This window comes from Paenibacillus ehimensis NBRC 15659 (assembly GCF_004000785.1).
GTDB lineage: Bacteria > Bacillota > Bacilli > Paenibacillales > NBRC-103111 > Paenibacillus_G > Paenibacillus_G ehimensis.
Map to the genome: position 1 here is coordinate 11,723 of NZ_BILX01000041.1, position 26,246 is coordinate 37,968.

A 26,246-nucleotide genomic window follows, 5' to 3' on the forward strand; every position below is an offset into this window, starting at 1 on the left:
ATAGCTACGATGACAGAAGCTTATGTGGATTCCGTGGCGTTAAATGCCGCTGCGATCAAGAACGGCAGGGATCTCGTCAAGAAAAACAGCTTCCCCAAGCTGTGCCGGTCGGAGGACGAAACGCTCATTTTCGGGGAGTGCAAGGGAAGCGGCAAGGAGCCGTACCGGTGCTCCGTCGATTTCGTCAAGCCGGACAGCCCCGTGTTTCGCTGCAGCTGCCCGAGCCGGCAATTTCCGTGCAAGCATATTTTAGGCTTGATGTACGCCTACGTTCTCGGTAAAGAATTCGTGATTGAAGCGATTCCCCAAGATATCGCGGACAAGCGGGACAAAGCGGAGAAAAGGGAAGAGAAGAAGAAGGAAGCGGCGGCTGCGGGCGAAGAGACGACCGTCAAGCGAAAGCCGAACAAATCGGCACTGGCTAAAAAACGGGCTGCCCAGCTCGAAGGCATCGGATTATTGGAAAAGCTGGTTCACCAGATCGTGCAGAACGGGCTGGCAGGACTCGATGCAAAAACGGCAAAGATGATGGAAGACCAAGCGAAGCAGCTCGGAAACTACTATATTCCCGGCGTTCAGGCGGCGTTTCGCGAATTGCTTTTCGCGCTTCGTACGTCGGAGGACCGGGAACGGAGCTATACGGAAGCGATGGACCGCTTAACCGTATTGCAATCTCTGGTTAAGAAAAGCAAGGATTATTTAACGGAAAGACAACAAAATCCCGAGCTTCCGCCGGATACGGACAGCAGCTTGGAGGAACGGCTCGGGCATGCCTGGCAGCTCGCCGAGCTGCGCGAGCACGGATTATCCCGGCCTCAGGCGGAATTGGCGCAACTCACGTTCCGTTCGTATACGGATGAGGCAAGAGGCGAATACGTCGATGAGGGCTTTTGGATGGAGCTGCAGAGCGGCGACATTTTCGCGGTCCGCAGCTACCGGCCGTTCCGGGCGGCGAAGCATTTGAAGGAAGAGGATTCGTTCTTCTCGGTCGTTGCCGCGAAGGAGCTGTTCGTCTATCCCGGAGACTTGAATCCGCGGGCGCGCTGGGAGGACATGACGGTCCGCGATTTGAAGCAGGAGGATTATGGGACAATCCGGGGTCATGCCCGGCGTTCGTATGTCGAGGCGGTCAAGACGGTCAAAAATCAATTGAAAAACCCGCTGTCCGATAAACATCCGGTCATGCTGCTTCACTACGCAGGACTCGGGCGGATCGGGAATGACTACGTGCTGGAGGATGAGCAGGGCAAACGGATCGTTCTCGCCGATATTCCGGCGTTGGGCCAGCCGAGCACGCAGCTGCTGCCGCTGCTTAAGCAAGGCGATACGCGGGATCAGGCCATGCTGGTCATGTTCCAGCACGATTTTGCCGATGGAAGGCTGCTGGCTCAGCCGCTTGCTCTCGTGACATCAACCGAAATCGTCCGGTTTATTTACTAAAACAAGGAGAAAACCCATGAGCTTACAGGTACTTACCGATCTGCATCAAGAAGTGCGCCGGTTGTTTATCGCCGGCAGTTCCGTCGCCGTAGGCGACCTGCGGCTAACCCGGCTGCTGCCTCAGCTGCGCAAGCTCGGAGAGAACGCGCCGGTGTTCAACCGGCTGGCCGATGCCGTACAGCTCGTAACGGAAGCGAGGCCCGAGCAAGCCTCCGCCAAGCTGCTGGAGCTTGGCACCCTGCTCCACTCCATTCTGTATACCCAAGGACGGACGGAGGCGCAAGGGACGCTGGAGGAGGTTCAGGTGACAGAAACCCGTGGGGTGACAGCGGTCCCGTACCGGAAGATGAAGTCTCTCATCGACGCATTGACGGAACGCGGGCCCGGCCGCTTGGAAGTGATCCGTCAGGGGTACGAAGATTCGCTGTTTCAAGATTTCCGGACGCATGTGCCTGCCGTCGCTGCGTTGGAAGACGCCTATGCGGAGATTGCCGAGTTTATGTACGACGACGTCATTCCGTCGATCGGGCCGGCGGTCGTACCGATACTACACCGGCAGTTGAACCTTCAGGGCGGCAAAGGGGACGCCCGCAAGCTGTATTTGATCCACCATTTGCAGGGTCCGGTGAATGCCGAGCTGATCCTGCAAGCGGCCGGCGAAGGCGCGGCCGAAGTCCGCATCGCGGCCGTGGACATTCTCGGGGACTACCCCGAGCTGGAGGACGTCGTGCTGGAGAAGTCGTATGAGCGGAGAAAAGAAATACGGCGGGCCGCCTTGTCGGCCTTATCCCGGCTGGGGACCGGGCGGGCGGCCGACCGCTTGTTCGAAGCGCTGGTCGGCAAGGACCGCGAGCTGGCGGTGGAGCCGATCCAAGCTTACTCCCATCCGACGCTGATCCAGCGAATACTGGACCAAGCGGAAGCATGGCTGAATGCGTTTGACGGAAGCGCCGTAAAGACGGAAGCCGTGGAGCAACTGTTCGCGGTGGTGCAATGCCTGAAAGGAAAGAACGATGAGGCGGTCCGCGTCTTTTTGGAAAAGCTGCTCTCCTCGCCCGCTTTTATGGTCAAAGAAACGGCGGCTGTGCAGGAATATGCGGCAGAGCTTCTGCTCGATATGCAGCGGCCGGAAGGCTACCGGTTTGTCGAGTCGCTGTACCGGCAGTGGGGCGGAAGGCACATTGCGTACAGCTTTCAAGCGGCGCTTCGCTGCCTGTCCCCGGAGGAGGTTTACGACCGGTTTGCCGATCTGCTTCGCAACAAACGGCAGGCGCAAGCCAAAGAGCTGCTGCGTACACTGTACGATTTGACCGAGCAGCAGGCCCTTACCTTGTATCTCGAGGCGGAGGACCTATCTCCGATTGCGTGGGACCCCCGCTGGGTGCACTTGTTCGTGGATATCGACGAAGAAGAGCTGGTGTGCCGGTTTGTCGAGGGGCCGGACCGGAAGGTCGTCGATTATCTGCTGAAAAAGCTGGCGGTGGCACCGCAGCTGATGAAGCCGAGAACGATCTCGCTGTTCTTCGCCTTGTTCAAGATCGGGCATCGGGAAACCCCTGAGCTGCTGATGCAGGCGCTGGAAGGCTCGGAAGGCAAGCGTTTTTATTTCATGGACCGGGACCAATTGGTGTTGATGTCGCTGCTTCCCGGCAGCTATGCCGAAAGGCTGGAGAAGTTCGCGGCCCTGCTCTCCTACGAGAGAGCGAAGCAGGAGGTTCTTGAAGTGGCGGAGCGGCTTAAAACGAAAACGAAGGACGAAGCGGAAATGGGCAAAGGAGCGGGATGGATCGAATGGATCAAAAGCAAAATGTATTGAGGCTGCCGGCGGAACGGCTGTATGCGAAGGAACTGGAAGCGTTGAAGGAAGCGGATCAAGACCCGAGGCCGGCGGGCTGGCAGCTATCTCCCCGGTCCGTGCTGACGTTTATTACCGGGGGACAGGCAGGAGGCGTAAACATCACGCCCAAATATATCGGCAACACACGGCTGGTGGAAATTGCCGTCGCGACGCTGCTGACGGACCGGGCGCTGCTGCTGATCGGGGAGCCGGGAACGGCGAAATCGTGGCTGTCCGAGAACTTGACAGCGGCGATTCACGGCGACTCGTCCAAGGTGATTCAAGGAACGGCCGGAACGAGCGAGGAGCATGTCCGGTATTCGTGGAACTATGCGATGCTGCTGGCTCACGGTCCGTCGGACGAAGCGTTGATCAAGAGCCCGATTTACCGGGCAATGGAAGGCGGAGGAATCGCCCGTTTCGAGGAAATTTCCCGCTGCGCCTCCGAGGTGCAGGATGCGCTGATTTCCATCTTGTCGGAAAAAACGATCTCCATCCCCGAGCTGGGACGCGAGGTGTCGGCGGCCAGAGGCTTCTCGATCATCGCAACGGCGAATACGCGGGACCGGGGCGTGAACGAAATGTCCGCCGCGCTTAAGCGCCGGTTCAACATCCTGGTGCTGCCGTCGCCGGCCGGTCTGGAGACGGAAGTCGAGATCGTGCGCAAACGCGTCGGCGAAATTGCCGCCAACTACGAGCTGCAGGCGGCGCTGCCGGAGGAAGAGGCGGTGCGCAAGATCGTTACGATTTTCCGGGAGCTGCGCGCCGGGGTTACGTTGGACAGCAAGGAGAAGCTGAAATCGCCGAGCGGCGTCATCTCGACGGCGGAAGCGATCTCGCTCTTGACCAACAGCATGGCGCTCGCCGCCAGCTTCGGAAGCGGCCGGATTCAAGAGGAGGATTTGGCGGCCGCTCTGCAAGGCGCGATTGTGAAGGATGAGGAGAAGGACCGTATTGCCTGGAAAGAATATTTGGAAAATGTGATGAAAAAGCGGGGATCGGAATGGCGGAGTCTGTACAACGCGTGCCGGGAGATGAACGATTGAGCAGCAGCGGCGGGAGAGTCCATGTATTTGGCATCCGCCATTTGTCGCCTGCGGGCGCCTTTCATCTGCGGGCCTTTCTGGACGAAATCCGGCCGCAGGTCGTGCTGGTGGAAGGGCCTTCGGATGCGGGGGACTTGATCGGGCAGATCGCTTCCCGCGGCGTCGTGCCGCCGATCGCGATCCTTGCTTATACCGATCAGCTTCCGGTCCGTACGCTGGTATTCCCTTTGGCTTCGTATTCACCCGAGTATCAGGCGTTTCTATGGGCGGCGGAAAACGGGGCCCGCGCCGAGTTCATCGATCTTCCTTCCGATGCGGCGGTGACGCTGCACGCGGCAAGACGCGCCGGCGCGGATCCGGAGGAAACGGACCGGGAGGATGAGCAAGCGGTTCATTTTGATGGCGAGGGCGGTCAAACGGGCCGACAGGATGCGCTGGCGGAACGCAGAGCCTTTTACCGGCGGCAGAACGAGCTGTACGGGCGGGTTGCCGAGCTGGCCGGGGAACCGGATTACGACAGCTACTGGGAGCGGCATTTCGAGCATAGTCCGAGCAAGGAAGCGTACCGCCACGCCATCGAACGGTTCTCCGCCGAAATGCGCCAGCTGCTGAAGCAGGAAGAGCGGGCGCATGACCCGCGGGAAGCGTCCTACAACGCAGTGCGCGAAGCTTACATGCGGCGGCAGATTCAGCAGGTGCTGGATGCGACCGGACCGTCGGACCGCATCGTGGTCGTGACCGGGGCGCATCACGTCTCGGCGATGGACTTGGCGCTGCCAGCGATGTCGGACGACGAGCTTCGCAAGCTGCCCCGCTCATCCACCAAGCTGACGCTGATGCCTTATTCGTACTACAAGCTATCCGTCCAATCCGGCTACGGCGCGGGCAATCAGGCCCCGGCTTATTTCGAGCGGCTGTGGGAGTGCTTGAACCGGCAGGATGCATCGAGGCTGCCGTCGCTGTACTTGTCGCAAGTGGCCTCGTCCTTGAGGGAGAGCGGAACGCACCGTTCCACCGCATCGGTCATCGAAGGGGTACGGCTGGCCGAATCGCTGGCCTCGCTGCGCGGCGGGAGCATGCCGACTTGGAGGGATTTGCGGGACGCGGCCGTCGTCTGTCTCGGGTTCGGGGACTTGGCTTCGGTGGCCGAGGCGCTGGCCCGCGCGGATATCGGCACGGCGATCGGCGTGCTGCCCGAAGGGGTCAGCCAGACGCCGATTCAAGACGATCTGAACCGGCACCTGAAACGTCTGAAGCTGGAGAAGTATAAATCCGCCGTCGCTGCCGACTTGGAGCTCGATTTGCGGGAAAACCGGCGGGTCAAAAGCGAAGAAGCGGCGTTTCTCGATCTGCACCGGTCCGTCTTTCTGCATCGGCTTGCGCTGCTCGGTATCGATTTTGCACGGAAGCAGCAGGTTCGGCAGGACGCGGCAACTTGGGCGGAGCACTGGGTGCTCCAGTGGACCCCCGAGGCGGAGATTCAAGCGGTGGAATCGACGCTCAAAGGGGAAACGGTGGAGCTTGCGGCAGCGTTTGTGCTGCATGAGCGGCTCGAAGGGTGCGCGGATCTGTCGGAAGCTTCCCGGATCATCCGCTTGGCCTGCCAATGCGGACTTCCCGAGGCGATGGAAGAAGCAAGGCTGACGCTGCAGCGGCTGGCCGTCGATGCCGGAGACTTCGCGCAGATCGCCGCCGCGGCCAACGAATTGTCGGTATTGATCCGCTACGGGGACATTCGCAAGGTGGATACCTCGTCGTTCGTGCCGCTGCTGCAGCAGCTGTTTTTGCGAGGGACGCTGCTCCTCGTGGACGCGGCCGTGTGCAGCGACGAGGCGGCAGGCGCCATGGTCACCGGCATGAACGAGATGCACCGCATCTCGCAGGAGCACCTGGACGAGGTGGACGACGAGCGGTGGCTTGCCGAGCTGTGGGCGCTCGCTTCCCGGGACGACCGGAATGCGAAGCTGTCCGGATTTGCTTTTGCGATACTGCTGGAGCGGAATTTGATCTCTCACGACCAATGCTCGCAGGAGGTATCGCGGCGGCTGTCGCCGGGAATTCCGGCGGAGCTGGGCGCGGGCTGGTTCGAAGGCGTATCGATGCGCAACCGGTATGCGCTGCTCTCGCGCTCGGGGCTGTGGCAGCAGCTTGACGAGTATATCGCATCGCTGGAGGACGAAGCGTTCCTGCGTTCGCTGGTCTTTTTGCGCAGGGCGTTCGGCTCGTTCGAGCCCAGGGAGAAAGCGTCGATTGCCGAGACGCTGGGCGTGCTGTGGGGACTCGACGGGCAGGGGGCCGCAGAGCAGCTGCAAGAGCCGCTAAGCGAAGACGAAAGAGGGAAGCTGGATGAACTTAACGATTTTGATTTCGGAGATTTGTAGACGATGACGGATCAAAATAAAGCGTTGCAACGATGGAGACTGATTCTGGGAGAGGCGTCCGAAGAAAAGCTCGCAGCGTACTCGCAAGGAGACGGCCTGCTGGACGAGGAGACAAAAATTTTGGACGAAGCGCTGGCGGCCATCTACGACGGTACGGGAGGCACAGGGCTGGAAGCCGATGCCTCCACGGGGGCGCGTTCTGCGGGGCGGGGTCCCTCTTCGCCCAAGGTGGCGAAATGGCTCGCGGATATCCGTACCTTTTTCCCTTCGGACATCGTCTCGGTTATTCAAGCCGATGCCATCGAGCGCAAAGGGCTGACGCAGCTGCTGTTCGAACCGGAAACGCTGGCGCAGGTGAAGCCGGATATCCGCATGGTCGCGACGCTCATGGCGCTGCGCGGCAAAATTCCCGAGAAGACGAAGGATACGGCCCGCCAGCTCGTGAAAGCCGTGGTGGAGGAAATCGCCAAGAAGCTTGAGCACGATATTCGCCAGGCCGTCACCGGGGCTTTAAACCGCAGGAAGCATTCGCCGCTTCCGTCCTTATCCGGGATGGATTGGAAAAAGACCATCCGCGCGAATCTGAAGCACTACGATACGGAAACGAAGCGGCTCATCCCGGAACGGTTCTATTTCTTCGACCGTGCGCGCCGAAGCAAAGAATGGACGGTCATTTTGGATATCGACCAGAGTGGATCGATGGCCGATTCCGTTATCTACGCCTCCGTGGTCGGCTCGATCTTCGCCAGCTTGCCCGCGCTCGACACCCGTGTCGTCGTGTTCGATACGGAGGTCGTCGATTTGACGGAGCAGTGCGCGGACGATCCCGTCGATATGCTGTTCGGGATTCAGCTCGGAGGCGGGACGGACATTAACAAGTCGGTCGCCTACTGCGAGCAGTTTATCACCGAACCAAAGAAGACGCTGTTTATCTTGATCTCCGACTTGTATGAGGGCGGGAACCGGTCTGCGTTGATCCGCCGGATGGGGGAAATGCGGCAGGCGGGCGTGCAGGCGCTTTGCTTGCTGGCCCTATCGGACAGCGGCGTTCCGTCGTACGACGAGCAAGTCGCCAAATCGCTTGCGCAGCTCGGCATCCCCTGCTTCGGCTGCACGCCGGACATGCTTCCCGAGCTGATCGAAGGCGCGCTGCAGGGACGGAATTTACAGGAGCTCGCCGCGAGGGCGGGGAAGGAAGCGAAGAAGTGAATGGCTGCATTCAAGCGGTCGAGCAGAGAGAAACTCTGCCCGGCCGCTTTTTTATTGAAAAGGTGGTTTCTATACGGAACCGGAAATAACCTCCAATGGACAACGATTGATCCTCCCGATATGATAGAAACAAACGTTCCCGTTCGGAGGAGTGCTGTCATGAACAAGTTGGGGACAGGCTTTGTACATCTGCACGTGCATACGGAATATAGTTTGAAGGAAGCGGCATGCCGCTTGGAAGAATTGCTGCAAACCGCCGAATCATGGGGCATGGAGGCGCTGGCGATAACCGATAAGGGCGTCGTCAACGGGATGATTCCCTTCCGCAAGCTGGCAGGGAAATACGGCATCCAGCCGATTATCGGGTGCGAGATGGAGGTCGGCGATGCGGGAGACACGCTCATTTTATTGGCCGCTACCTCTCGGGGCTGCGAGCAGATCGTCGAGCTGTTGAACGGCGCTTCGTTCCTTCCCCCTGCCTCCCAAGGGGATATCATCGCGCTGAGCGGCGGCAGAACTGGAAGCATTCATCGTCTGATCGCAAGCGGGCGGCTGGATCTGGCCGAACGGCAAGCGCTTCAATATGTCAAATGGTTCGGGAAGGCGCATTTTTTTCTCGAGGTGCAGCACCACGGATTCGAAGATGACGATGTATGGCTCGAACGAACCGTTCAACTTTCCCGCGAATTAAAGCTTCCGCTAGTGGCTACCCACGATGTGCATTACCTCGCTCCCGAAGACGCCCCTTTGCTTCATAGGATCCGGCATGGAACGCAGCAGCCCAAGACGGTTTCGCCGCCCAAGACCGGGCCGTTTTATCTCCCCTCTCCCATAGAAATGAAGACGAAATTCCGCCATCTCCCGGACGCTTTGGCCAATACGGTCCGAATCGCGCAGCGATGCCGGTTTCAAATGGAACCGGAAGCGTACAGGCTTCCGCGCTTCCCCGTTTCGCAGATGCGGAGCGCAGCCGCCCCTTCGGGTAATCGATCCGAAACAGCCAAAGCAGACTCCGCCAATCCGCCGCGCAGCGCGGATGACGCATTGCGCGATTTATGCCTGGAAGGGATGCGGGATCGATTCGGTTCGTTCGATTCCGCTCTCGGCGGCTCGGCACCGGAGAATGCGACAGCTCGAATGAACCGGGAGCTTGAGGTCATTACGAAACGAGGGCTTTCCGACTACTTCCTGATCGTATGGGATATCGTGCGGTATGCGCGAAACCGGAGCATTCCCGTCGGACCCGGAAGGGGTTCGGCCGCCGGAAGCCTTGTGGCCTATCTGCTCGGCATAACCGAGGTGAATCCGCTGCTGCACGGCCTATCCTTTGAACGTTTTTTGAGCCCGGACCGCGCCGATTTACCGGATATCGATATCGACGTTTGTCAAAGAAGACGCCATGAGCTGCTGCAGTACGTCAAAGTCAAGTACGGAGCGGACCGGATCGCGCATATCGGTGTGCTGAACACGTACGGGACGCGAGGGGCAGTCCGGAAAGCCGGGACTTATTTGGGCCTGCCGAAAAAACAAGTCGATGTACTGACCAAGCTGCTCCCCTCTTTTTCCGGAAAAGGCGGCATCCGCCACTGCCTGGAGACTTTGCCGGAGCTGCAAAAGCTGCCGATCGATAAAGAGCCGTTCAAGTCGCTGTTCCAGCTCGCCGAACGGCTGGAAGGGCTGCCTCATCAGCACTCCGCTCACCCTTCGGGGATCATACTCGGGGATGAGCATTTGGCCCGGACGATTCCTCTGCAGCCAAGGCCGAACGGGGAAACGATGACGCCCTTTACCAAGGAAGACATCAAATCGATAGGCTTATTGAAAATCGATCTTCTCGGCTTGCGCAATCTGACGATCATTCACGATACGCTTGCCTCGATTCGCGAACGGACAGGCAAGCAGCTTGCGGTGAGCGCGATTCCTCCGGACGATCCGGAAACGTTCCGCACCATCGGCGGCGGGAATACGCTGGGCTGCTTTCAACTGGAAAGCATGGGCATCCGCCAACTGCTGCGCAGAATGCGGCCGCAGAGCATCAGCCATTTAGCGGACTTGCTTGCGCTGTATCGGCCTGGGGCATGGAACGAGGGAATCGTGGAAACGTATTTGCGCCGGCACCGGGGCGAAGAGACCTTCCAGGTTGTACGGCCGGAAATGGAGCCGGTTCTTTCGCCGACTTACGGCCTGATCCTGTATCAGGAGCAGGTGATGGCGATAGCACAAGCGGTGACAGGGTGCTCTCTGGGCGAAGCCGACTCGCTCCGGCGCGCGCTTTCCGCCAAATCCGTCGAAGCGCTGTCCACTCACCAACGGCGGTTTCTGGAGGGAGCGGCCAAGCGGGGCGTGACGGAGAAGGAGGCGCTGGCCGTATTCGATTTTTTGGCCCGGTTTGCCGGGTACAGCTTTAATAAAGCCCATAGCGTTTCCTACGCCTATCTCGCCTACTGGACCGTTTACTTAAAGTCGCATTTCCCGAAAGAGTATATGGCCTCCTTATTAAGCGCGGAGGGAGGGTACTACGACAAAAAAGTATACGTTAGGGAGATCTTGAACATGGGGCTTTCCCTGCTGGGCCCGGATGTTAACCGGAGCGGGTTCGGTTATCAGGCTGAAGACGAAGGGATACGCGCAGGTATGGATGCGATCCAAGGCTCCGGACCGGAATCGGTGATCGCTTTGCTGCGCTCCCGCTGCGGCGACGGCGAATTCCGGTCTTTTCACGAATGGGTTGAACGGATGAAAGCAGGCCGGGTTAAAAAGCCGGTGCTCGAAGCCTGGGTCGCTTCGGGCGCCTGCGATCGGATGGGCTGCCGGCGGGAGATGATGGCCTACTTGAACGGCTTGCCGACCGCAGTCGGTGATGATCCGCTATCCGCAGCAGCGATACCCGATTTTACCGAACCGGAAAAACGAAAGCTGGAAAAGGCGCTGCTCGGATTTTCGCTGGAGCCGTGTTCTTCCGGCAAATGGAAACAGTTTGCGCAGCGTTACAACATCGTGCCGATCCAAGCGTTACTTGATGCCGCCGATTATACCCGTGTCCGCCTATGCGGAACAATCATTCAAAGCAGACGGTATCCGACCCATGACGGACAATACGTGCTTACGCTCGTCGTACAGGATCATACCGATATGATCGAAGTCGTAGTGTATCCCAAAACATACAAATCTTTCTTATACGAATTGAATCCCCGGGGCATATTACTGGAAGGCATCGTTCGGCTGCAGAACGAGCGCGTGCACGTCGTTGCGGATAAAATCAAAGCGCTTGGAGGATGACTATGCTCTTGATCGGAACGGCCGGCTACAGCTATGAGGATTGGCGAGGGGTCTTTTATCCGGAGGATTTGGACAAAAAAGAAATGCTGTCCTTCTACGCCCGGGAATTTGCGTTTACCGAGGTAAACTCGTCGTTTTACGCGATGCCCAACCGGTTTATGCTGTATCATATGCGGGAAAAAACGCCGGAGGGCTTTCAGTTTGTCATCAAAGCCTACCGGGGGATGACGCACAAAAGGGAAGATAACGAGCAGCACTTCCGCGATTTTAAGGAATCGTTGAAGCCGTTAATCGAAGCGGGCAAACTGGGATGCGTGCTGGCCCAGTTTCCAACCAGCTTCCGGAACCGGGATGAAAACCGGGATTATTTGAAGGAATTCAAGGAACAAATGGGCGACATTCCGGTCGTTGTGGAATTTCGTCACGAAGAATGGATCGACGAACGGATATTCGACCTGCTGGAAGAAGAGCAATTGGGTTACGTCTGCGTGGACGAGCCGCAGTTTAAGACGCTCGTTCCGCCGATCATCCGGGCGACGGGCCCGATCGGGTATGTCCGGTTTCACGGCCGGAATTATAAGAAATGGTGGCATCACAAAGAGGCGTACGAACGGTATGATTATTTGTACAGCGAGAACGAATTGGAGAATTGGGTTCCGAATATTCGCAAGCTTGCCGAAAAAACGGAAAAGACGTTCATCAGCATGAACAACCATTACCGGGCGCAGGCGGTCATCAACGGGCGGATGCTGCGGGAGATGCTGGAGCAGGAGGCGGTTCCCACATGACGGTTGCGACGACCATCCCTCAGGATTTGCATGCGATCAGCCATCTGGAAGCATTGCAAGCCTTCTGTCAGCGTGTCTTTTTACCGGAACCCGGAGAGCGGCTTGTGTTCGGCGAAGGACCGGAGCATGCCCGCTTGCTGCTCATCGGGGAGGCCCCCGGGGAAAAAGAAGCCGAGACCGGCCGGCCGTTCGTCGGCAATTCGGGAAGACTGCTGGATAAATATTTGCAGGAGGCGGACCTTCTCAGGGAGGAGGCTTACGTGACGAACGTCATCAAAGTAAGACCTCCCGGCAATCGGACGCCGCGGATCTCGGAGGTGAAAGAGGCGATGCCGGTTTTGCTCCGGCAAATTGAACTGATCCGCCCGGCGGTCATCGTTTGTCTGGGAAGCATCGCCTTGCAGGCCGTTTTGGATCGAAAAGCGAAAATAACGGATATTCGCGGCGTGTGGCAGGAAAAGGACGGGATTCGCATCATGCCCACCTACCATCCGTCCGCCGTATTTCGCGACGAGAATAAAAGAGAGCTTCTGAAACAGGATCTCTTCTCGGTCGGAGACGCCTTGAAAGAGAAGGAAATCCGGCCGGAAAAATAAAGGAACTCCGATAGGATAGTCGGAGCATTTTGAACGTCTGTCGGCAAATAGCGGAAGCACAAGGGGGCTGCATCCGTGTCGAAAAATTTTCGTTCACTCGGATTTCGGCTCGATACTCCCCTTGCGGCTCCGCTAATTTTCACAGACCGGCCAAATGCGCTGGACTAAAAAATCACATATGCATAATCATGCCTTCAAATTGCATTTCGAACCAAATGATTTTACCGCTCGAACTTCCGCTAACGGCATTGATTTGCAGATACGAATTATTTACTGTCGGAGTTTGAATTATTAAGTTTCCAACTTGTTTGCTTTTTAATTCGGTTACAGCAAGCGAAGTCCCGTTCCAGCTCAATTTGTACATCCTGTTATCCATATTGCTTACCGAGCCCATTTCCCGTGCCGTAATAAAGAGCAGCCCTTCTGCGCAGATGCCCAAGTACATGCCATTTACTTTATTTACAATTCTTTTCGTTGTCGCAGGATCCATGGTCGCAGAGACAGCAGACTCGAAAACATTGATCGCGCTTTTTACCGGAACCGCATGCAGAAAGCCTCCGTGGTTTATATCCCCGGCCGTATTATCGTAGAAGGAATTGCCCCTGATGTCCAAGCCAAATCTGGCATGTGCCAATTTCAGTCCGTACTCCGAGTTGAGCCTGCAAATATTGTCTACGACCTTGACATTTCTTCCATCGCCAAGCAGTACGATGCCGGAACCCGTATTGTTTTCGACAATATTGTTTGAAATGATGACATCGCTTTGAACATTTGCCCCGTAGCTGATCCCGCCGTTTTTGCATCCTTTTACAATGTTGTTTGAAATAACGCTGCTTTGCGTTTGCGTGCCATCGCTATAATCGAGATGGATTCCGTAATTGGAGCAGGATGTCACTTCATTATTCGAAATCGTTACATAATCGCTGTCGATCGAATAAATTCCCGAATGAATGGCGTCAGCAGGGTCGGGAGCCGCATTGGTTCCCGTAACGACATTGCCTGTGATCGTAATGTACCTGCAGTAATCTTCGAGATGAATTCCTTGTCTTCTAAAGTTGGAAATCTGGTTGCCCATGATGCAGACCCTGGTAGCGCCGGCAATGCCAATCCCAAATCCGGCGGTTGTCCCCTTGCCTAAATTAGCGGTAATGATGTTGTTCGAAATGACGTAATTATAGCCTGCATCTTCGGGTTTGCGGTCATATCCGGGAATCTGAATGGGATGATTCAGTTCAATAGCGTCTCCTGAAATATTGGTAAATTTATTATTCGTGATAAGTACGTCATGCAGATCGTTGGCCTGGTCATTGACCAGAAAACCGTATCCCAAGTTATCAAAAACATTGCCGGCGATTTCAATATTGGAATTTAATTTCGAATTGATTTCGATTCCTGTTGCGGCAGGCAAGCCGGTCGTCGTATTCGTTTTTCCGGTAAAAATATTATTGCGGATCTTGATATTGGAATTATTTCCTTCGAAGGATAGCAGTATATTCGTACTCTCGTCTGTATCCTTCGTATCCGGGTCGTCCGCCACATCCCTTGTGCTTTGTAACGTTAGATTTTCAATGACAATATTGGAGCCGCGAATTCTCAGCATCGTGGTGCCTATATGGCTTTGCAGGATCGAGGCGTGGGCAGACGACCCCCGAAACGTTACGTTATCGTAGACGCCGAAGTTGATGGAATGGGTAAGGTAGGTTCCTTTCGGGAAATAAACGACGCCTCCACCTGCATTCCTTGCCGCCGCAGCCGCTAGTTCGACAGCCGTTTGATCGTCATGCTCGACGATCGCGTTGGTTACAGTCGTATTTGCATTGCCGTACAGGGTAATGACTTTCGTTGTGGTGTTAATTGATTTTACCGCTTCCAGCAATACGCTGCCGCCCGGACCGGCTCCATAAATGGCGATGCCCTGATTCACTTTAAAATCAATCACATTCGTAACGGTCAGGGTATTCGTACCGGCGGCAATGCTGCCGGACGTTCTTTGGGTGCTGCCCGAACCGTTATAGCTCATCACATTATAAATATCAGTTGGCATATGAAGTACTCCTTTGCATGTTTAGTGTAGGTGTTAAAGCTTTTGGGAAAGCACATGAATCAAGCATATTGATTACAAACAATCCGCATTAGAGCATGAACCTGCTTATCGGGCTTATTCCCACCTCCTCTCTTTGCTCAAGTGATACAGCTTATAAGGTCATCTTATCCTACGGGACCCTGAATTTTTTTCAATATTTTTACACTGTTTTTCCATGAAAATTGCAATTGATTAACCTTGGTTCATCTTATTACCGATGTCCGGCTCGCACCTTCCGTCCCGCCACCTAACCACCTGAAAAAATCAAACCTCATTCCTGAAGTTCATGCATTGTTCGAACGGAACGTATCCGCCATAATGAGCTTATTAAACCAGAGGGGGAAACGAACGATGGTAAAAGCGATGAAGTGGGCGCAGGTCGCCTTGGCCGGAACGCTGGCCGTAAGTCTTGCCGCATGCGGAACGGACGCGAATAAACCGGCGGCGGGCAGCGGCGGCACGGGGTCAAGCGGAGAGGCGGCGAAGGAGAAGGACAAGCCGGGCGCGGTGACGATCACCTTCCAGAACATTTATCCGGACCCGACCGCGCCGAACCATAAAATCATGAAGAAGATCGTCGCGGATTACACGGCAGCGCACCCGAATATTAAGATCGAGCTCGATTCCTTGAACACGGACCAGCAAAAGCTCAAGCTCAAAACGCAAGCCGCAGCCAAAGAAGTGCCGGACATTACGATTGTGAACCCCGCCGCCCAGATGAAGCCGTTCGTCGATGCGGGCCTGCTCGCGCCGCTGAACGATATGCTCGACCAGAACGGACTGAAGGACACGTTCCAAAAAGGCATCCTCGACTACTATTCGTTCAACAATAACGTGTATGCGCTTCCGGACGGCAACAATATCGGAGTCGTCTTCTATAACAAAGAGCTGTTCAGCCAAGCGGGCGTCGAAGTGCCGAAGACGTTCGAAGAGATGATCGAAGTGGTCAAGAAGCTGAAGGCCAAAGGCATTACGCCGATCGCCATCGGGGAAAAGGACAGCTGGACCGGGTCGTTCCTGTTTATGAACATGCTGCTTCGCACCAACAACGGTCCCGGCTTCCTGAAAGACGTGCTGGACAAGAAGAAAACGTTCGGCGACTCCGCATTTACCGATGCGGCAAGCAAGTTTCAAGACCTGGTGCAGGCTGGCGCGTTCCAGGAAGGGGCGACCTCCTTCGACTACAATGCGGGGGAGAACCTGTTCAAGACGGGCAAAAGCGCGATGTATTTCATGGGAACCTGGGCCACCGGCGCGATCGACGATTCGTCGGTCAAAGGCAAAATCGGCGTCTTCAAGTTCCCGACCGTAGGCGGCAAGGGCAACCCCGACCAGTACATGATCGCTCCCGGCAGCGCCTTCGCCGTATCGGCGACGAGCAAGCATTTGAAGGAGACGAAGGAATTCCTGAACTACTTTATGGTCAACTTCCCGAAGGTTTCCTTCGAGATGAAGAACGCTGTCGGGATTGCGCAGAAGGTAGAGGGCGACTTCAAAGCGGCCGGCTACTCGCAGCTTGCCATGGATATCCTTGAGCTGTTCAAAAACGTACAGGGCGGCGATCTCGCCTTCGACAACACGATGAATCCGGGAACGGCGCAGGCGCATCTGACCAGCATCCAGAATTTGTTCGTGCAGAAAAAAGATCCGAAGGATGTCGGCAAGGAGCATCAGACCGCCTTCGAAACGAACAACAAGTAACGAAAGACCGACTGTGCGAGGGTTGCTGTTGCGAAGCGGGCTTCAACAGTGTTGCCGCAGCGCGCGCCGAAGAGGCGCGCGTTCCCTTGCCGGGCAAGAAAACGAAACCAATAGGTTTCGCTTTGATCATCTCATGCTTTACACTGCTAGTCACATTTTACCAAAGGAGGTGCCCTTGAGCCGTGCATGCCATGAAGGTTTCCCGGCGGACGATCGCCGTCTTCGTTCTTCCCTGCCTGCTGCTCTATATCGGTCTGGTGTTCGTGCCGATCCTTGTGTCGTTCTACAGCGCCATGCTGGATTGGAACGGCATCGGCGAAGCGCGGTTTATCGGGCTGGACAATTTCAAGGAGCTGTTTACGCGGGATGCGGTGTTTTGGCCGTCCGTGGGGCGGACGCTGATGTTCGCTTTATTTTCCATGGCCGAGATTCCGGTCGCGCTGTTCGTCGCCATCTTGATCAGCCGTTATGTGCGCAAGCCTAATTTTCTCGTCTCCAGCTACTTTCTGCCGGTCATTTTATCCGTTGTCGTCGTAGGCCAATTATGGAAAACCATTTATAACCCCGCTTCGCTCGGAGGCATGCTGAACCAACTGCTGATGATGGTCGGCTTGGATTCGTGGACGAAGCCGTGGCTGACCGATCCGAATACGGCGATGATCGCGCTGTATTTCGTCGCGCTGTGGCAGTATCTCGGCTACCATGTGCTGATCCAGTTCACGGGCATCCAGAACATTCCGTCGGAAATCTACGAGGCGGCGCGGATCGACGGGGCAGAGGGCTTTACGGCGGACCGCTACATTACGTTCCCGATGGTCGTCCCGATTTTTAAAATCTCGCTGGTGCTCGCCATCATCGGCTCGCTGCAAGCGTTCGACATGATCATGGTCATGACCGGAGGCGGTCCGGCCCATGCGACGGACGTGACGTCCACCCATATGTACAACATGTCGTTCCTGTCGATGCGTTACGGCTACGGCAGCGCGATGGCGGTATTTTTGGTCGTCGAATGTCTGGCCGCTACGCTGCTGCTGAATGCGGTATTCCGGCGGATCGAGCACAAGCTATCTTAAGGACAGGAGGGACGTTCCGATGTCGATGAATTCATCCCCGAATGCAGCGGTGCAGCAGACTTCCGTACGCCTGCGGAGCAAGACGTTCAAATGGAAAAAGGCGGCGGTGCTGCCGTTCCTGTCCGTCCTGTTCGTCACGCAGCTGTATCCGCTCGTCTGGCTGGTGCTGTATTCGTTCAAAACGAACGAAGAAATATTGGACGGCAGCTTCTTTTCCTTTCCCCGCGAGCTGCGGTGGCAGAACTACAAGGACGCCTACGAGGCGGGGCATTATCTGCAATATCTGTTCAACAGCCTGCTGGTCACCTCGGTGACGGTGGCGCTGGTCATCGTTCTAAGCTCGATGGTTGCTTATGCGATCACTCGGTTTCGCTGGCGCTACGGCACGCTGGTCATGACGGTGTTTCTGATCGGCATCATGATTCCGCTTCAGGCCACGCTGCTGCCGCTTATGATCATTTTCAAAAACATCGGCATTCTCAATACGCATTTGGCTTTGATCCTGCCCTACATTACGTTCTCGACTCCGATTGCGGTGTTCGTGTTGAGCGGGTTCATGAAATCGATCCCGTACGAAATCGAAGAATCCGCGATCATGGACGGGGCCAGTGTATACCGGACGTTCCGCAGCATCATTATGCCGGTCTCGGTTCCGCCGATCATGACGGTGTGCATCCTGACCTTTATCTCGATCTGGAACGAGTATATTTTGGCGGCGACGTTCATTTCGTCGGAGAAGCTCAAAACGCTGCCGTTCGGCGTCAACAGCTTCATCGGCCAATATTCGGTCAATTACGGCGCAATCGGGGCGCTGCTCGTACTGGGGGCGCTGCCGGTCATCCTCATCTATTTTGCATTGTCGGAACGGATTACGAAGGGCATGGTGGCCGGAGCGGTGAAGGGGTAAGAAGCGTAAGATCACCCCCCATATTCGCCCTCCAAGCCTGCGTGATATGATAGGAACAGGAAAGATACGGAAAGGGGAGTTTCCGGTTGAAGCGAGGTCTTCATTCCATTCATACCCGTCTGTTTCTGCTGTTCCTGTTTTGCATGCTCGGGCTGCTGCTTATCGTCAGCGCGCTGTACTACAAGCGGACAACGGACCAGCTGCACCAGAAGATCGGGGAGATCGCGCAAAAAAACTTTTCGCAAACGATGGACTTGTTCGACCTGCTGCTCAAAGGATATGACAGCCTGACCAAGTCGCTGAACGGCAACCCGGATTTGCAGCGGCTGCTGCAGGCGCCGCCGACACAGGATTCCGCGCTGCGCATGATCAACGAACGGACGATTACGAATCTGATCGGGGCGATTTATTATTCCCGGGAGGATACGATCGGCATTCATGTAATGTCAAACTCAGGCGCGGTCTACAGCTACGGCAACTCGATGAGCGTCATCGACCCCGGCTTCGCGGAATCCTCATGGTACCGGAGCATACGCGAATCGTCCGGCGAAATGGTCTGGCTCGGCGTCAAAGAGCATTCGATCATCGATCAGGCGGAGAAGAGGCCGGTGTTCGCCTTCGGGCGGCCGCTCTACGATTTGCACGAGCACCGGCCGATCGGCATCGTGCTCATCGAGACGGACCCGAAGCCGATTTTGTCGGGGCTTGCGAACCTGAGCCTGAGCCCGCGCAGCGAGGTCTACATCCTTTCGAAAGCGAAGCAGGTGATGGCCGTATCCGCAGGGACGCCGAAGGAGCTTTCCGCCGCGGACCATTGGAGCGATGCGCTCGGCGAAGGCGAGGTCCGCGTCGATCCGCAGGCGGGGCGTCTGATCGTTGCCTCCAAGCCGTCCATGGCGGATTGGCAGGTCGTCAGCTCGACGCCGGACGCCGATCTGAACGTGGAGCAGGACCAGATGAAGCGCTTTTTGCTGCTGGTCATCTCCGTTCTCGTCGTCGTCTCGACGGCGCTGGCGACGTTCGTGTCGCGGACGATTTCGTCTCCGCTCAAGCGGCTCATTCAGGAGATGAGGCAGGTGGAGCGCGGCAATTTCCGCGGCCTGCTGCACGTCAAATCGTACGAAGAGATCAATATTCTGGTTGCGTCCTTCAACCAGATGGTCAACCGGATGGACGAATTGATCGAACGGGTCAAAGCGGTGTCCATCAGCGAAAAAAACGCGCAGCTGCTGGCGCTGCAATCGCAGGTGAACCCGCATTTTCTGTATAACACGCTCGATATGATTTATTGGATGCTTGACGAAAAAGGCAACGAACGGCTCGGCAAAGTCGTGTTATCGCTTTCACATATGTTCCGCTACAGCAGTCATTGGGAAGGCTCCTCCGAGGTTCGGCTGCGCGACGAGCTGGAGCAGATCCGGGACTATCTGACGATCATCGAAACGCGGCTCGAAGGAAGGGTTTCCGTCGAAATGGACGTCGATCCCGGGTGGGAGCACATCCGCCTGCCCAAGATGACGCTGCAGCCGGTGATCGAGAATGCGGTCAAGCACGGGCTTGAGCGGTTGGACCGGCCCGGCGTGCTGCGCGTCTACGCGAAGGCGGACGACCGTCGGCTCTGCCTGTATGTGGAGGATAACGGAAGCGGTATGGAGCCGCATGTGCTCGACCGGCTGCGGCATACGCTTGGAGCGAATGCCGTGACGACGGGAGAGGACGGTAGTAGGACTGCGGTGCTTGAGGCCGGCGAGGTGCGGCGGGGCGGGATCGGCTTGCAGAACGTGCACCGCCGGCTGGGGCTTATGTTCGGAGAAGCGTACGGGCTGCGCATCGATAGCTCGCCGGGGGGCGGAACGAAGGTGACGATTTCGATGCCGCTGCCCGGGGAAGGGAGAACCGAAGCATGAAACTGCTCATTGTGGATGACGAAAAGGTGATCCGGGAAGGAGTCAAGCGTACGGTCCGGGGCGCGTTTCCGGACGCGGAGGTGCATTTGGCCGCTACGCCGGAGGAAGCGGTGGAGACGCTTGGCTCCTGCGGGATCGATGTCGTGCTGACGGATATTTTGATGCCCGGAATGACCGGACTGGAATTGATGCGGCTTACCCGGCGCAGGCATCCGCAGGTGAAATGGGTCGTCATCTCCGCGCACTCGGAATTTGCTTATGCGCAGGAAGCGGTCCGGCTCGGAGCCCGCGATTACCTGCTGAAGCCGATCGGCAAGGAGCGGCTGATCGAGCTGATTCATACGCTGCGGGAAGAGCTGCGTCAAGAGCATGCCGTATCGGCGGAAAGCCGGCTTTTGAAGCAAAATTTGAAATATTTGCGCGAGGCGGTATTCCAGCGTTGGGCGGCAGGGCTTGATATCGGCCGCTTCGACATGTCGGCTCTCGAACGGAGCTACCCCGAATTTCATCTGGTCTTGGTCGCGCTGGGCAGTCCGGGAAAAGCGCATCTGGAGCATTTTATCGTCGACAACGTGCTTTCCGAGCTGATCGAGATGCGGGGCGGCGGATTCGCCGCCAGCCTCGACAGCCATCATCTGCTCGGGCTCGTGATGCTGCGTGCGGATACGTCGGCGGAAGCCTTCCGCGAGGAGCTTCATGCCCACTTGAAGCGCTATGTGAAGGTGCCGTTCCAGATCGTTCACAGCGGGCTGGTGACGGATATCCAATCCGTGCCGGAGCAGGTGAGGCAGCTGCGCTCCCGGACGGCGGCGCCGGAGGCTGCGGCCGAGCGCGAGCCCTGCGGAGACAGCCCGGTCGAGGTGGCGCTGCAATATATCCGCATGCATTTTCACAGCGATTTGTCGTTGGAGAAGGTGGCGTCCGTCGTGTACTTGAATCCGGTCTATTTCAGCCAGCTCTTCAAGCAAAAGACCGGACAGGGATACAAGGAATACGTCATCCACCTGCGGATGGAACGGGCCAAAGAGCTGCTGCAGGACCCGCAGCTTAGGCTCGCCGACGTGGCCGAGCGGATCGGCTACCAGGATATGCGGCATTTTACGCAGGTGTTCCGCAAAAAATTCATGCAGACGCCGACCGAATTCCGGCAGCGTTTGTCGGCAGGAGAGGGGCGCGGCTGATCCCGGTTAAGCCCAATGTTTGACGATCATGTCCTGAGCGTATAGAGTCAATGCTAACGAACCGACAAGATGAAGAGAATGCTGTAAAGATAGGCCCACGATCACCAGCATGACCACGGCTGCAGGAAGTCCGGATACGACGCCAAAAGCAAATTTGCTTAACATATCCGTCGGTTCGCCCTGCATATGGAGCCACACGATGCTCAAAAGACTAACGATGGGCAACGCCGCAATGATTCCGCCCTGAGCGGGAAATCTGCGCGCCACTTCCGTAATGATCCCGATAATGACCGCCGATACGAGTACTTTAACGATGGCGTACATGTGCTATGTACAAAACAACCCCGGCGCGTGATACAATGGCAGCATATGGATGACGGAGTACGGGAGTGAGAGGATGCCGGATTGGTCGTATCAGACGTTGTTTCGCCCGTTGTTATTCGGACTGCCCGCCGAGACGGCGAGGGATTTCACATTGGGAGCGATGGGCCTGCTTAGCAGACTGCCCGGGGGGACGCTGGTCATCAAGACGCTCGGGCATATGGAGTCGCATCCGATTCTGGAAAGCGAAGCTTGCGGGGGGCTGCGCCTGAAATATCCCGTCGGCCTTAGCGGCGGACTGGATGTTCACGGCACGGCGCATCGGGCGCTGGCTCAATTCGGGTTCGGCTTTATCGAGATCGGCCCGGTGACGGTCCGGGAGGTGACGGACGACCGCCCGATTCGGAGAGAGGTATCCGGCGAAGCGCTGCTCTATCCGAACGTCGGCGCGAACGAAGGGCTGGAAAAGCTCGCCGGGCGCATGCAGCGCAAGCAGGGACACCGGCTGCCGCTGATGTTTCGGCTGCGGCCGATGCCCGGCGCTTCGCCGGAACAGGCGCAGGCGGAGCTGCGGCAGATGATGGAGCGGCTCGCCCCGTGGGCCGCCGCGTTCTACATCGACAGCATCGATACGGGCTGGCCGCCGGAAGCGACGGCAGCGTATCTGCACGCGGTCCGGCAGGCGTCCCGTGAGGCAGCGCCGGGGAAGCCGCTGCTGCTGTACGTGGCGCCGGACGATCCGGCGGAACAGCTGCAAGCGCTGCTCAGCCGGATCGACACGGCGGCATGGGAGGGCATCGTCATAGGCGATGCCGTGCGGACGCCCGAGGGCTTCGTCATCGGGCGGGAGGCGCTTGCGCCGGGCGTGGAACGGGTGAAGCAGCTTCGGCAGCTTGCCGGGCCGGAGCTGACGATCGTTTTGGCCGGGGGCATCCACGAGCCTCTGGACGCGCTGTTGGCGGTGGAAGCGGGAGCGGATTGCGTGCAGCTTCACAGCGGGCTCGTCTACTCCGGGCCGGGACTGCCGAAGCGGATCAACGAGGCGCTGATCTACGAGAAGGTGCGGGAGACGGATAGTCCGCCGGAAGCGTCCTTTTGGCGGGATTGGGGCTGGATGTGCCTGCTCGGCATCGGCATGATCCTCGGCGGCATTTTGGCCTGGATGATCGCGGCGACCACGGTCATGCTGCCCTACGACGTGTTATATCTCGGCATGGACCAGACGATGCTCGGACAGGCGAACCGCTGGCTGCTCGGCTTTATGTCGCATGACCGGGTGACGCTGGCGGGAACGATGATCTCGATCGGCATCTTGTATTACCAATTAGCCAGGCACGGGCTCCGAAAAGGCCTGCACTGGACGAAAACAGCCTTGATGACCTCCGGCCTGGTCGGCTTCAGCAGCTTTTTCCTGTACCTCGGGTACGGGTATTTCGACCCGCTGCATGCGCTGGCGGCGGCGGTGCTGCTGCCGATGTTCATCCTGTCCATGCGGGCGCGGGCCGACCGGCCTTCGTACGATCCGCCGAATCTGGCGAACGACCGGATCTGGCGGCGCGCCCAATGGGGCCAGCTTCTGTTCGTCACGCTCGGCTTCGCGCTTGCCGTCGGCGGCGTCGTGATCGCAGGCGTCGGAATCACCTTCGTCTTCGTGCCGACGGACCTTGCTTATTTATGCGCTTCGGCGGAGATGCTCGCGGACATCAACGAGCGTTTGATCCCGCTGATCGCGCACGACCGGGCGGGCTTCGGCGGGGCTTTGTTCTCGAACGCCCTCGCCGTGCTGATCATCGCTTTGTGGGGCATCGGCCAAGGCCAGCGCTGGGTCTGGTGGACGCTGCTGCTGGGCGGCTTGCCCGGCTTTCTGGCGGGCCTCAGCGTGCATTTTCAAATCGGCTACACCGATTTTATTCATTTGCTTCCGGCGTACTTCGCCTGCCTGCTGTATGTAGGCGGCTTGATACTGCTGTATCCGTATCTGATGCAGCGGCCCGTGCAAAGCGGGATTCATGGCGGCAGGGCAAGCCAGGCGCTGCCCGTATCCGACAGATGATCGGACGGGAGTAAGCTGCTGCCCGCATCCGATGGATGATCGGAGGGGAGTAAGCTGCTGCCCGTATCCGACAGATGATCGGACGAGGGTAAGCTGCTGCCCGTATTCGGTCCGTGCCGAGGGCGCGCTTTTTGTAACGGCTATCCGTTGCAGGAGCGCGTTTTTCTGCGTTAGCACACGGCACCAATCTCTCCTATTGCTCGCCATGATAGCGAACCGTGGATGCCTTATTTGGCTGTATTGGTTGGAGCCGACAGGATAAAGGAACTGCGATGCGCTATGTCTGCCAAACTGGGCAAAGGTGATAAAATTCGACACGGATAACGAACGTGTGTTCCTCTATATTCCTGCTACCAGCTCTCCCGACCTTCTTAACGCATCAGAGTTCCTCTATTACAGAGACGATGGGGGAATGTGGGTTTTTAAGCTATTTTAACCATAGGCTGGCAAGCCAGGGACGGGAGCAAGCATCCCCAAAGTAGCTCAAGCAACCCCAAGCATCCGCCAAAGCTCTCTCCTGTAACCGTAAACACTCCGGCCTCATTTACCGGTGCAATAGAAAAAACAAATATAACGAATAAATAGTTTTTGTTTTATGGTTGACAAACTTTCCCTGTCGCGTTTATGATAACCATATCTTGAATGGAGAAAGGAGGCCGATCCGCATGATCCGCCATGTTGTTTTGTTGTCCGACCGTTTGAGCGACAATCGCATATCGGAATTCGTTCCATCGGCCTCTACGGGCCCGACGTAAGCGAGGGCAACCCCCGGCACGTTCGTTTCATAAACGACGTTTCCGGCAGGGTCCTTCGTTTGCATCGATACAGCGGCATGAAGAAGAGCGGCGCAGCGGACGCACAAATGCGTCTTGCTCCATGCTATCGTACGCATTGACGCGTGATACGACGACCGTAGGCTTATGGCTTACGGTCTTTTTGCATTCATTTTTAGCGGAATAAGAGAATCAGGAAGGAAGTTTGTCATCATATATGTTTACTTACAACGATCAACAAGCAAACGAAAAATATTATCGCAAGGTGCAGCTGCCGGCGGGCGATCTGCACGTCTTTGCCGGAGACCAGCTGTTCGAAGCGCTGGATTACAAAGTGTTCGACATGGCCAACAACAATCTGCAAATTCCGAACCGCCTCTATATGAGCTATACGCCGGACGTACACGTGGGCGTCGGTACGTGCATCGGCACGACAGCGGTGTGGGAAGCCGCGAGCGGCTACGTCTCCCCGTCGATTGTCGGCAGCGATATCGGCTGCGGGATGCGCGTTCACCTGACAAATCTGCATCGGGACGATCTGCAGGAGGTAAAGCTGCGGCGCAAGCTGGTCAAGGCGATCGAGAAGCTGCTTCCTGCCGAAGAGCATGCCCGCGGGCATTTCTCGGACATCCGGCTGGAGCACGTGCTGCGCAAAGGGCTGCACGGTCTCCCCAAAAAGTACATCCCGGACGGCTACACGCCGAAAAAAGCGACGTCGCTCACACATGTGGAGCACAGCAAGTTTGCTTTTGACGAGTCGCACTTGGATCGCCTGCCCGAAATGTACTGGCACCGGTCCCACCGGCAGCTGGGAACGTTGGGGAGCGGGAATCATTTTGCCGAAATTCAGGCGATTGAGATTCACGAGGACAACCGCGCCATTGCCGAGAAATGGGGACTGCGCGACGGTCAAATCATCGTCATGATCCACTCCGGCTCGCGGGCTTGGGGCGGCGCGGTCAGCCAGTACGGCGGCTCCGAGATCGGCAAATGGATGCGCCGCACAGGGACGGGAACGGCCGATCCGCGGCTGATCTTTGCCCCGCTGGACAGCGAAGCGGCTGCGGCTTACGTCCATCTGATGTATTCCGCGCTGAATTATGCCGTGACGAACCGGCACCTGATCGCATACGCCATCCGGGAAGCGTTCCGGGACGTCTGCGGCTCGAAGTTCGAGATGACGACGCTGTACGATCTGATGCACAATTACGCCTGGGAAGAAACGCATGGCGGCACGCCTATGTTCGTGCACCGCAAGGGGGCGACGCGGGCGCTGCCGGCGCAGCATCCGGACAATCCGGAGCCGTATCTGGCGACCGGCCATCCGGCACTGATCCCCGGGTCCATGGGCACCTCGTCGTATTTGATGGTCGGCCAGCCGGGCGGGGAACGCAACTATTACTCCATCTGCCACGGAGCCGGCCGGATTCGCTCGCGCAGCGCGACGAAGCGGCTTGTAACCGTCGATCAGTTCGAATCGTCGCTGCGCGTCGGGACGGCGGACGAAATCGTCGTCAACCAGCGTATGCTGGAATCGATCATCGACGAATCGCCGCAGGCGTACAAGGACGTCGATCAGATCATCGAGAGCGTAGTCGGAGCCGGACTCGCGTCCGTCGTCGCCAAATGCAAGCCGCTGGCAAGCATCAAGGGTGTTTAAATCGAAACAAA

The 26,246-nt window shown here is 57.3% G+C and carries 17 protein-coding genes; 15 read left to right on the forward strand and 2 right to left on the reverse strand.

All coding sequences use genetic code 11. The features are described 5' to 3' along the window. From PEH01S_RS21565 to PEH01S_RS21600, 8 genes are all read left to right on the forward strand, one after another. On the forward strand, window positions 1-1,440 hold the full coding sequence (locus tag PEH01S_RS21565) for an SWIM zinc finger family protein (protein ID WP_127487967.1): 1,440 nt from the start codon (window positions 1-3) through the stop codon (window positions 1,438-1,440). A gap of 16 nt (window positions 1,441-1,456) precedes the next feature. Beyond that, window positions 1,457-3,256 (forward strand): HEAT repeat domain-containing protein, encoded by a 1,800-nt coding sequence (locus tag PEH01S_RS21570; RefSeq protein ID WP_025852865.1) that lies wholly within the window; start codon window positions 1,457-1,459, stop codon window positions 3,254-3,256. After that, window positions 3,232-4,323: an ATP-binding protein gene (locus PEH01S_RS21575; RefSeq protein WP_127487933.1), complete on the forward strand. Its 1,092-nt coding sequence runs from the start codon at window positions 3,232-3,234 to the stop codon at window positions 4,321-4,323. Before PEH01S_RS21570 ends, PEH01S_RS21575 begins: the two co-directional genes overlap by 25 nt. After that, the gene (locus PEH01S_RS21580) at window positions 4,281-6,704 is read left to right on the forward strand and encodes a DUF5682 family protein (RefSeq protein ID WP_127487935.1); all 2,424 of its coding nucleotides are present in this window, start codon (window positions 4,281-4,283) and stop codon (window positions 6,702-6,704) included. The genes PEH01S_RS21575 and PEH01S_RS21580 overlap by 43 nt, the downstream gene beginning before the upstream one ends. 3 nt (window positions 6,705-6,707) lie before the next feature. Then, the gene (locus PEH01S_RS21585) at window positions 6,708-7,913 is read left to right on the forward strand and encodes a VWA domain-containing protein (RefSeq protein ID WP_127487937.1); all 1,206 of its coding nucleotides are present in this window, start codon (window positions 6,708-6,710) and stop codon (window positions 7,911-7,913) included. Window positions 7,914-8,072: 159 nt separating this feature from the next. Continuing rightward, window positions 8,073-11,192: a DNA polymerase III subunit alpha gene (locus PEH01S_RS21590; RefSeq protein WP_164827965.1), complete on the forward strand. Its 3,120-nt coding sequence runs from the start codon at window positions 8,073-8,075 to the stop codon at window positions 11,190-11,192. Between the two features lie 2 nt (window positions 11,193-11,194). Beyond that, window positions 11,195-11,980: a DUF72 domain-containing protein gene (locus PEH01S_RS21595; protein WP_025852871.1), complete on the forward strand. Its 786-nt coding sequence runs from the start codon at window positions 11,195-11,197 to the stop codon at window positions 11,978-11,980. Beyond that, window positions 11,977-12,576, forward strand: a complete 600-nt coding sequence (locus tag PEH01S_RS21600; RefSeq protein ID WP_127487941.1) for a uracil-DNA glycosylase — start codon at window positions 11,977-11,979, stop codon at window positions 12,574-12,576. The genes PEH01S_RS21595 and PEH01S_RS21600 overlap by 4 nt, the downstream gene beginning before the upstream one ends. A gap of 172 nt (window positions 12,577-12,748) precedes the next feature. Here the strand turns inward: PEH01S_RS21600 and PEH01S_RS21605 are convergent, their stop codons facing one another. After that, window positions 12,749-14,620: a right-handed parallel beta-helix repeat-containing protein gene (locus PEH01S_RS21605; RefSeq protein ID WP_127487943.1), complete on the reverse strand. Its 1,872-nt coding sequence runs from the start codon at window positions 14,618-14,620 to the stop codon at window positions 12,749-12,751. Between the two features lie 390 nt (window positions 14,621-15,010). On the opposite strand from PEH01S_RS21605, the gene PEH01S_RS21610 reads away from it, so the two are divergent. From PEH01S_RS21610 to PEH01S_RS21630, 5 genes are all read left to right on the forward strand, one after another. Then, a complete protein-coding gene (locus PEH01S_RS21610) occupies window positions 15,011-16,360 on the forward strand; it encodes an extracellular solute-binding protein (RefSeq protein WP_127487945.1) in 1,350 nt (449 codons plus the stop codon). Between the two features lie 191 nt (window positions 16,361-16,551). Further along, window positions 16,552-17,433, forward strand: coding sequence for a carbohydrate ABC transporter permease (locus PEH01S_RS21615; protein ID WP_407669463.1), 882 nt, complete (start codon window positions 16,552-16,554; stop codon window positions 17,431-17,433). A 25-nt stretch (window positions 17,434-17,458) separates the two neighbouring features. Beyond that, entirely contained in the window at window positions 17,459-18,340 is an 882-nt protein-coding gene (locus PEH01S_RS21620) for a carbohydrate ABC transporter permease (protein ID WP_025852876.1), read from the forward strand. 86 nt (window positions 18,341-18,426) lie between these two features. Continuing rightward, window positions 18,427-20,247: a cache domain-containing sensor histidine kinase gene (locus tag PEH01S_RS21625; RefSeq protein ID WP_174807155.1), complete on the forward strand. Its 1,821-nt coding sequence runs from the start codon at window positions 18,427-18,429 to the stop codon at window positions 20,245-20,247. Continuing rightward, window positions 20,244-21,428 carry a response regulator gene (locus tag PEH01S_RS21630; RefSeq protein ID WP_025852878.1) on the forward strand — a complete coding sequence of 395 codons (1,185 nt, stop codon included), beginning with the start codon at window positions 20,244-20,246 and terminating at the stop codon, window positions 21,426-21,428. Before PEH01S_RS21625 ends, PEH01S_RS21630 begins: the two co-directional genes overlap by 4 nt. A 6-nt stretch (window positions 21,429-21,434) precedes the next feature. Here the strand turns inward: PEH01S_RS21630 and PEH01S_RS21635 are convergent, their stop codons facing one another. After that, complete coding sequence (locus PEH01S_RS21635; RefSeq protein ID WP_127487947.1) at window positions 21,435-21,752, reverse strand: DUF3147 family protein; 318 nt, start codon at window positions 21,750-21,752, stop codon at window positions 21,435-21,437. A 73-nt stretch (window positions 21,753-21,825) separates the two neighbouring features. Here PEH01S_RS21635 and PEH01S_RS21640 point away from each other — a divergent pair, with 73 nt between their 5' ends. Next, the gene (locus PEH01S_RS21640) at window positions 21,826-23,802 is read left to right on the forward strand and encodes a dihydroorotate dehydrogenase (RefSeq protein WP_127487949.1); all 1,977 of its coding nucleotides are present in this window, start codon (window positions 21,826-21,828) and stop codon (window positions 23,800-23,802) included. 990 nt (window positions 23,803-24,792) lie between these two features. After that, window positions 24,793-26,235 (forward strand): RtcB family protein, encoded by a 1,443-nt coding sequence (locus PEH01S_RS21645; RefSeq protein ID WP_127487951.1) that lies wholly within the window; start codon window positions 24,793-24,795, stop codon window positions 26,233-26,235. Window positions 26,236-26,246 lie beyond the last annotated feature (11 nt).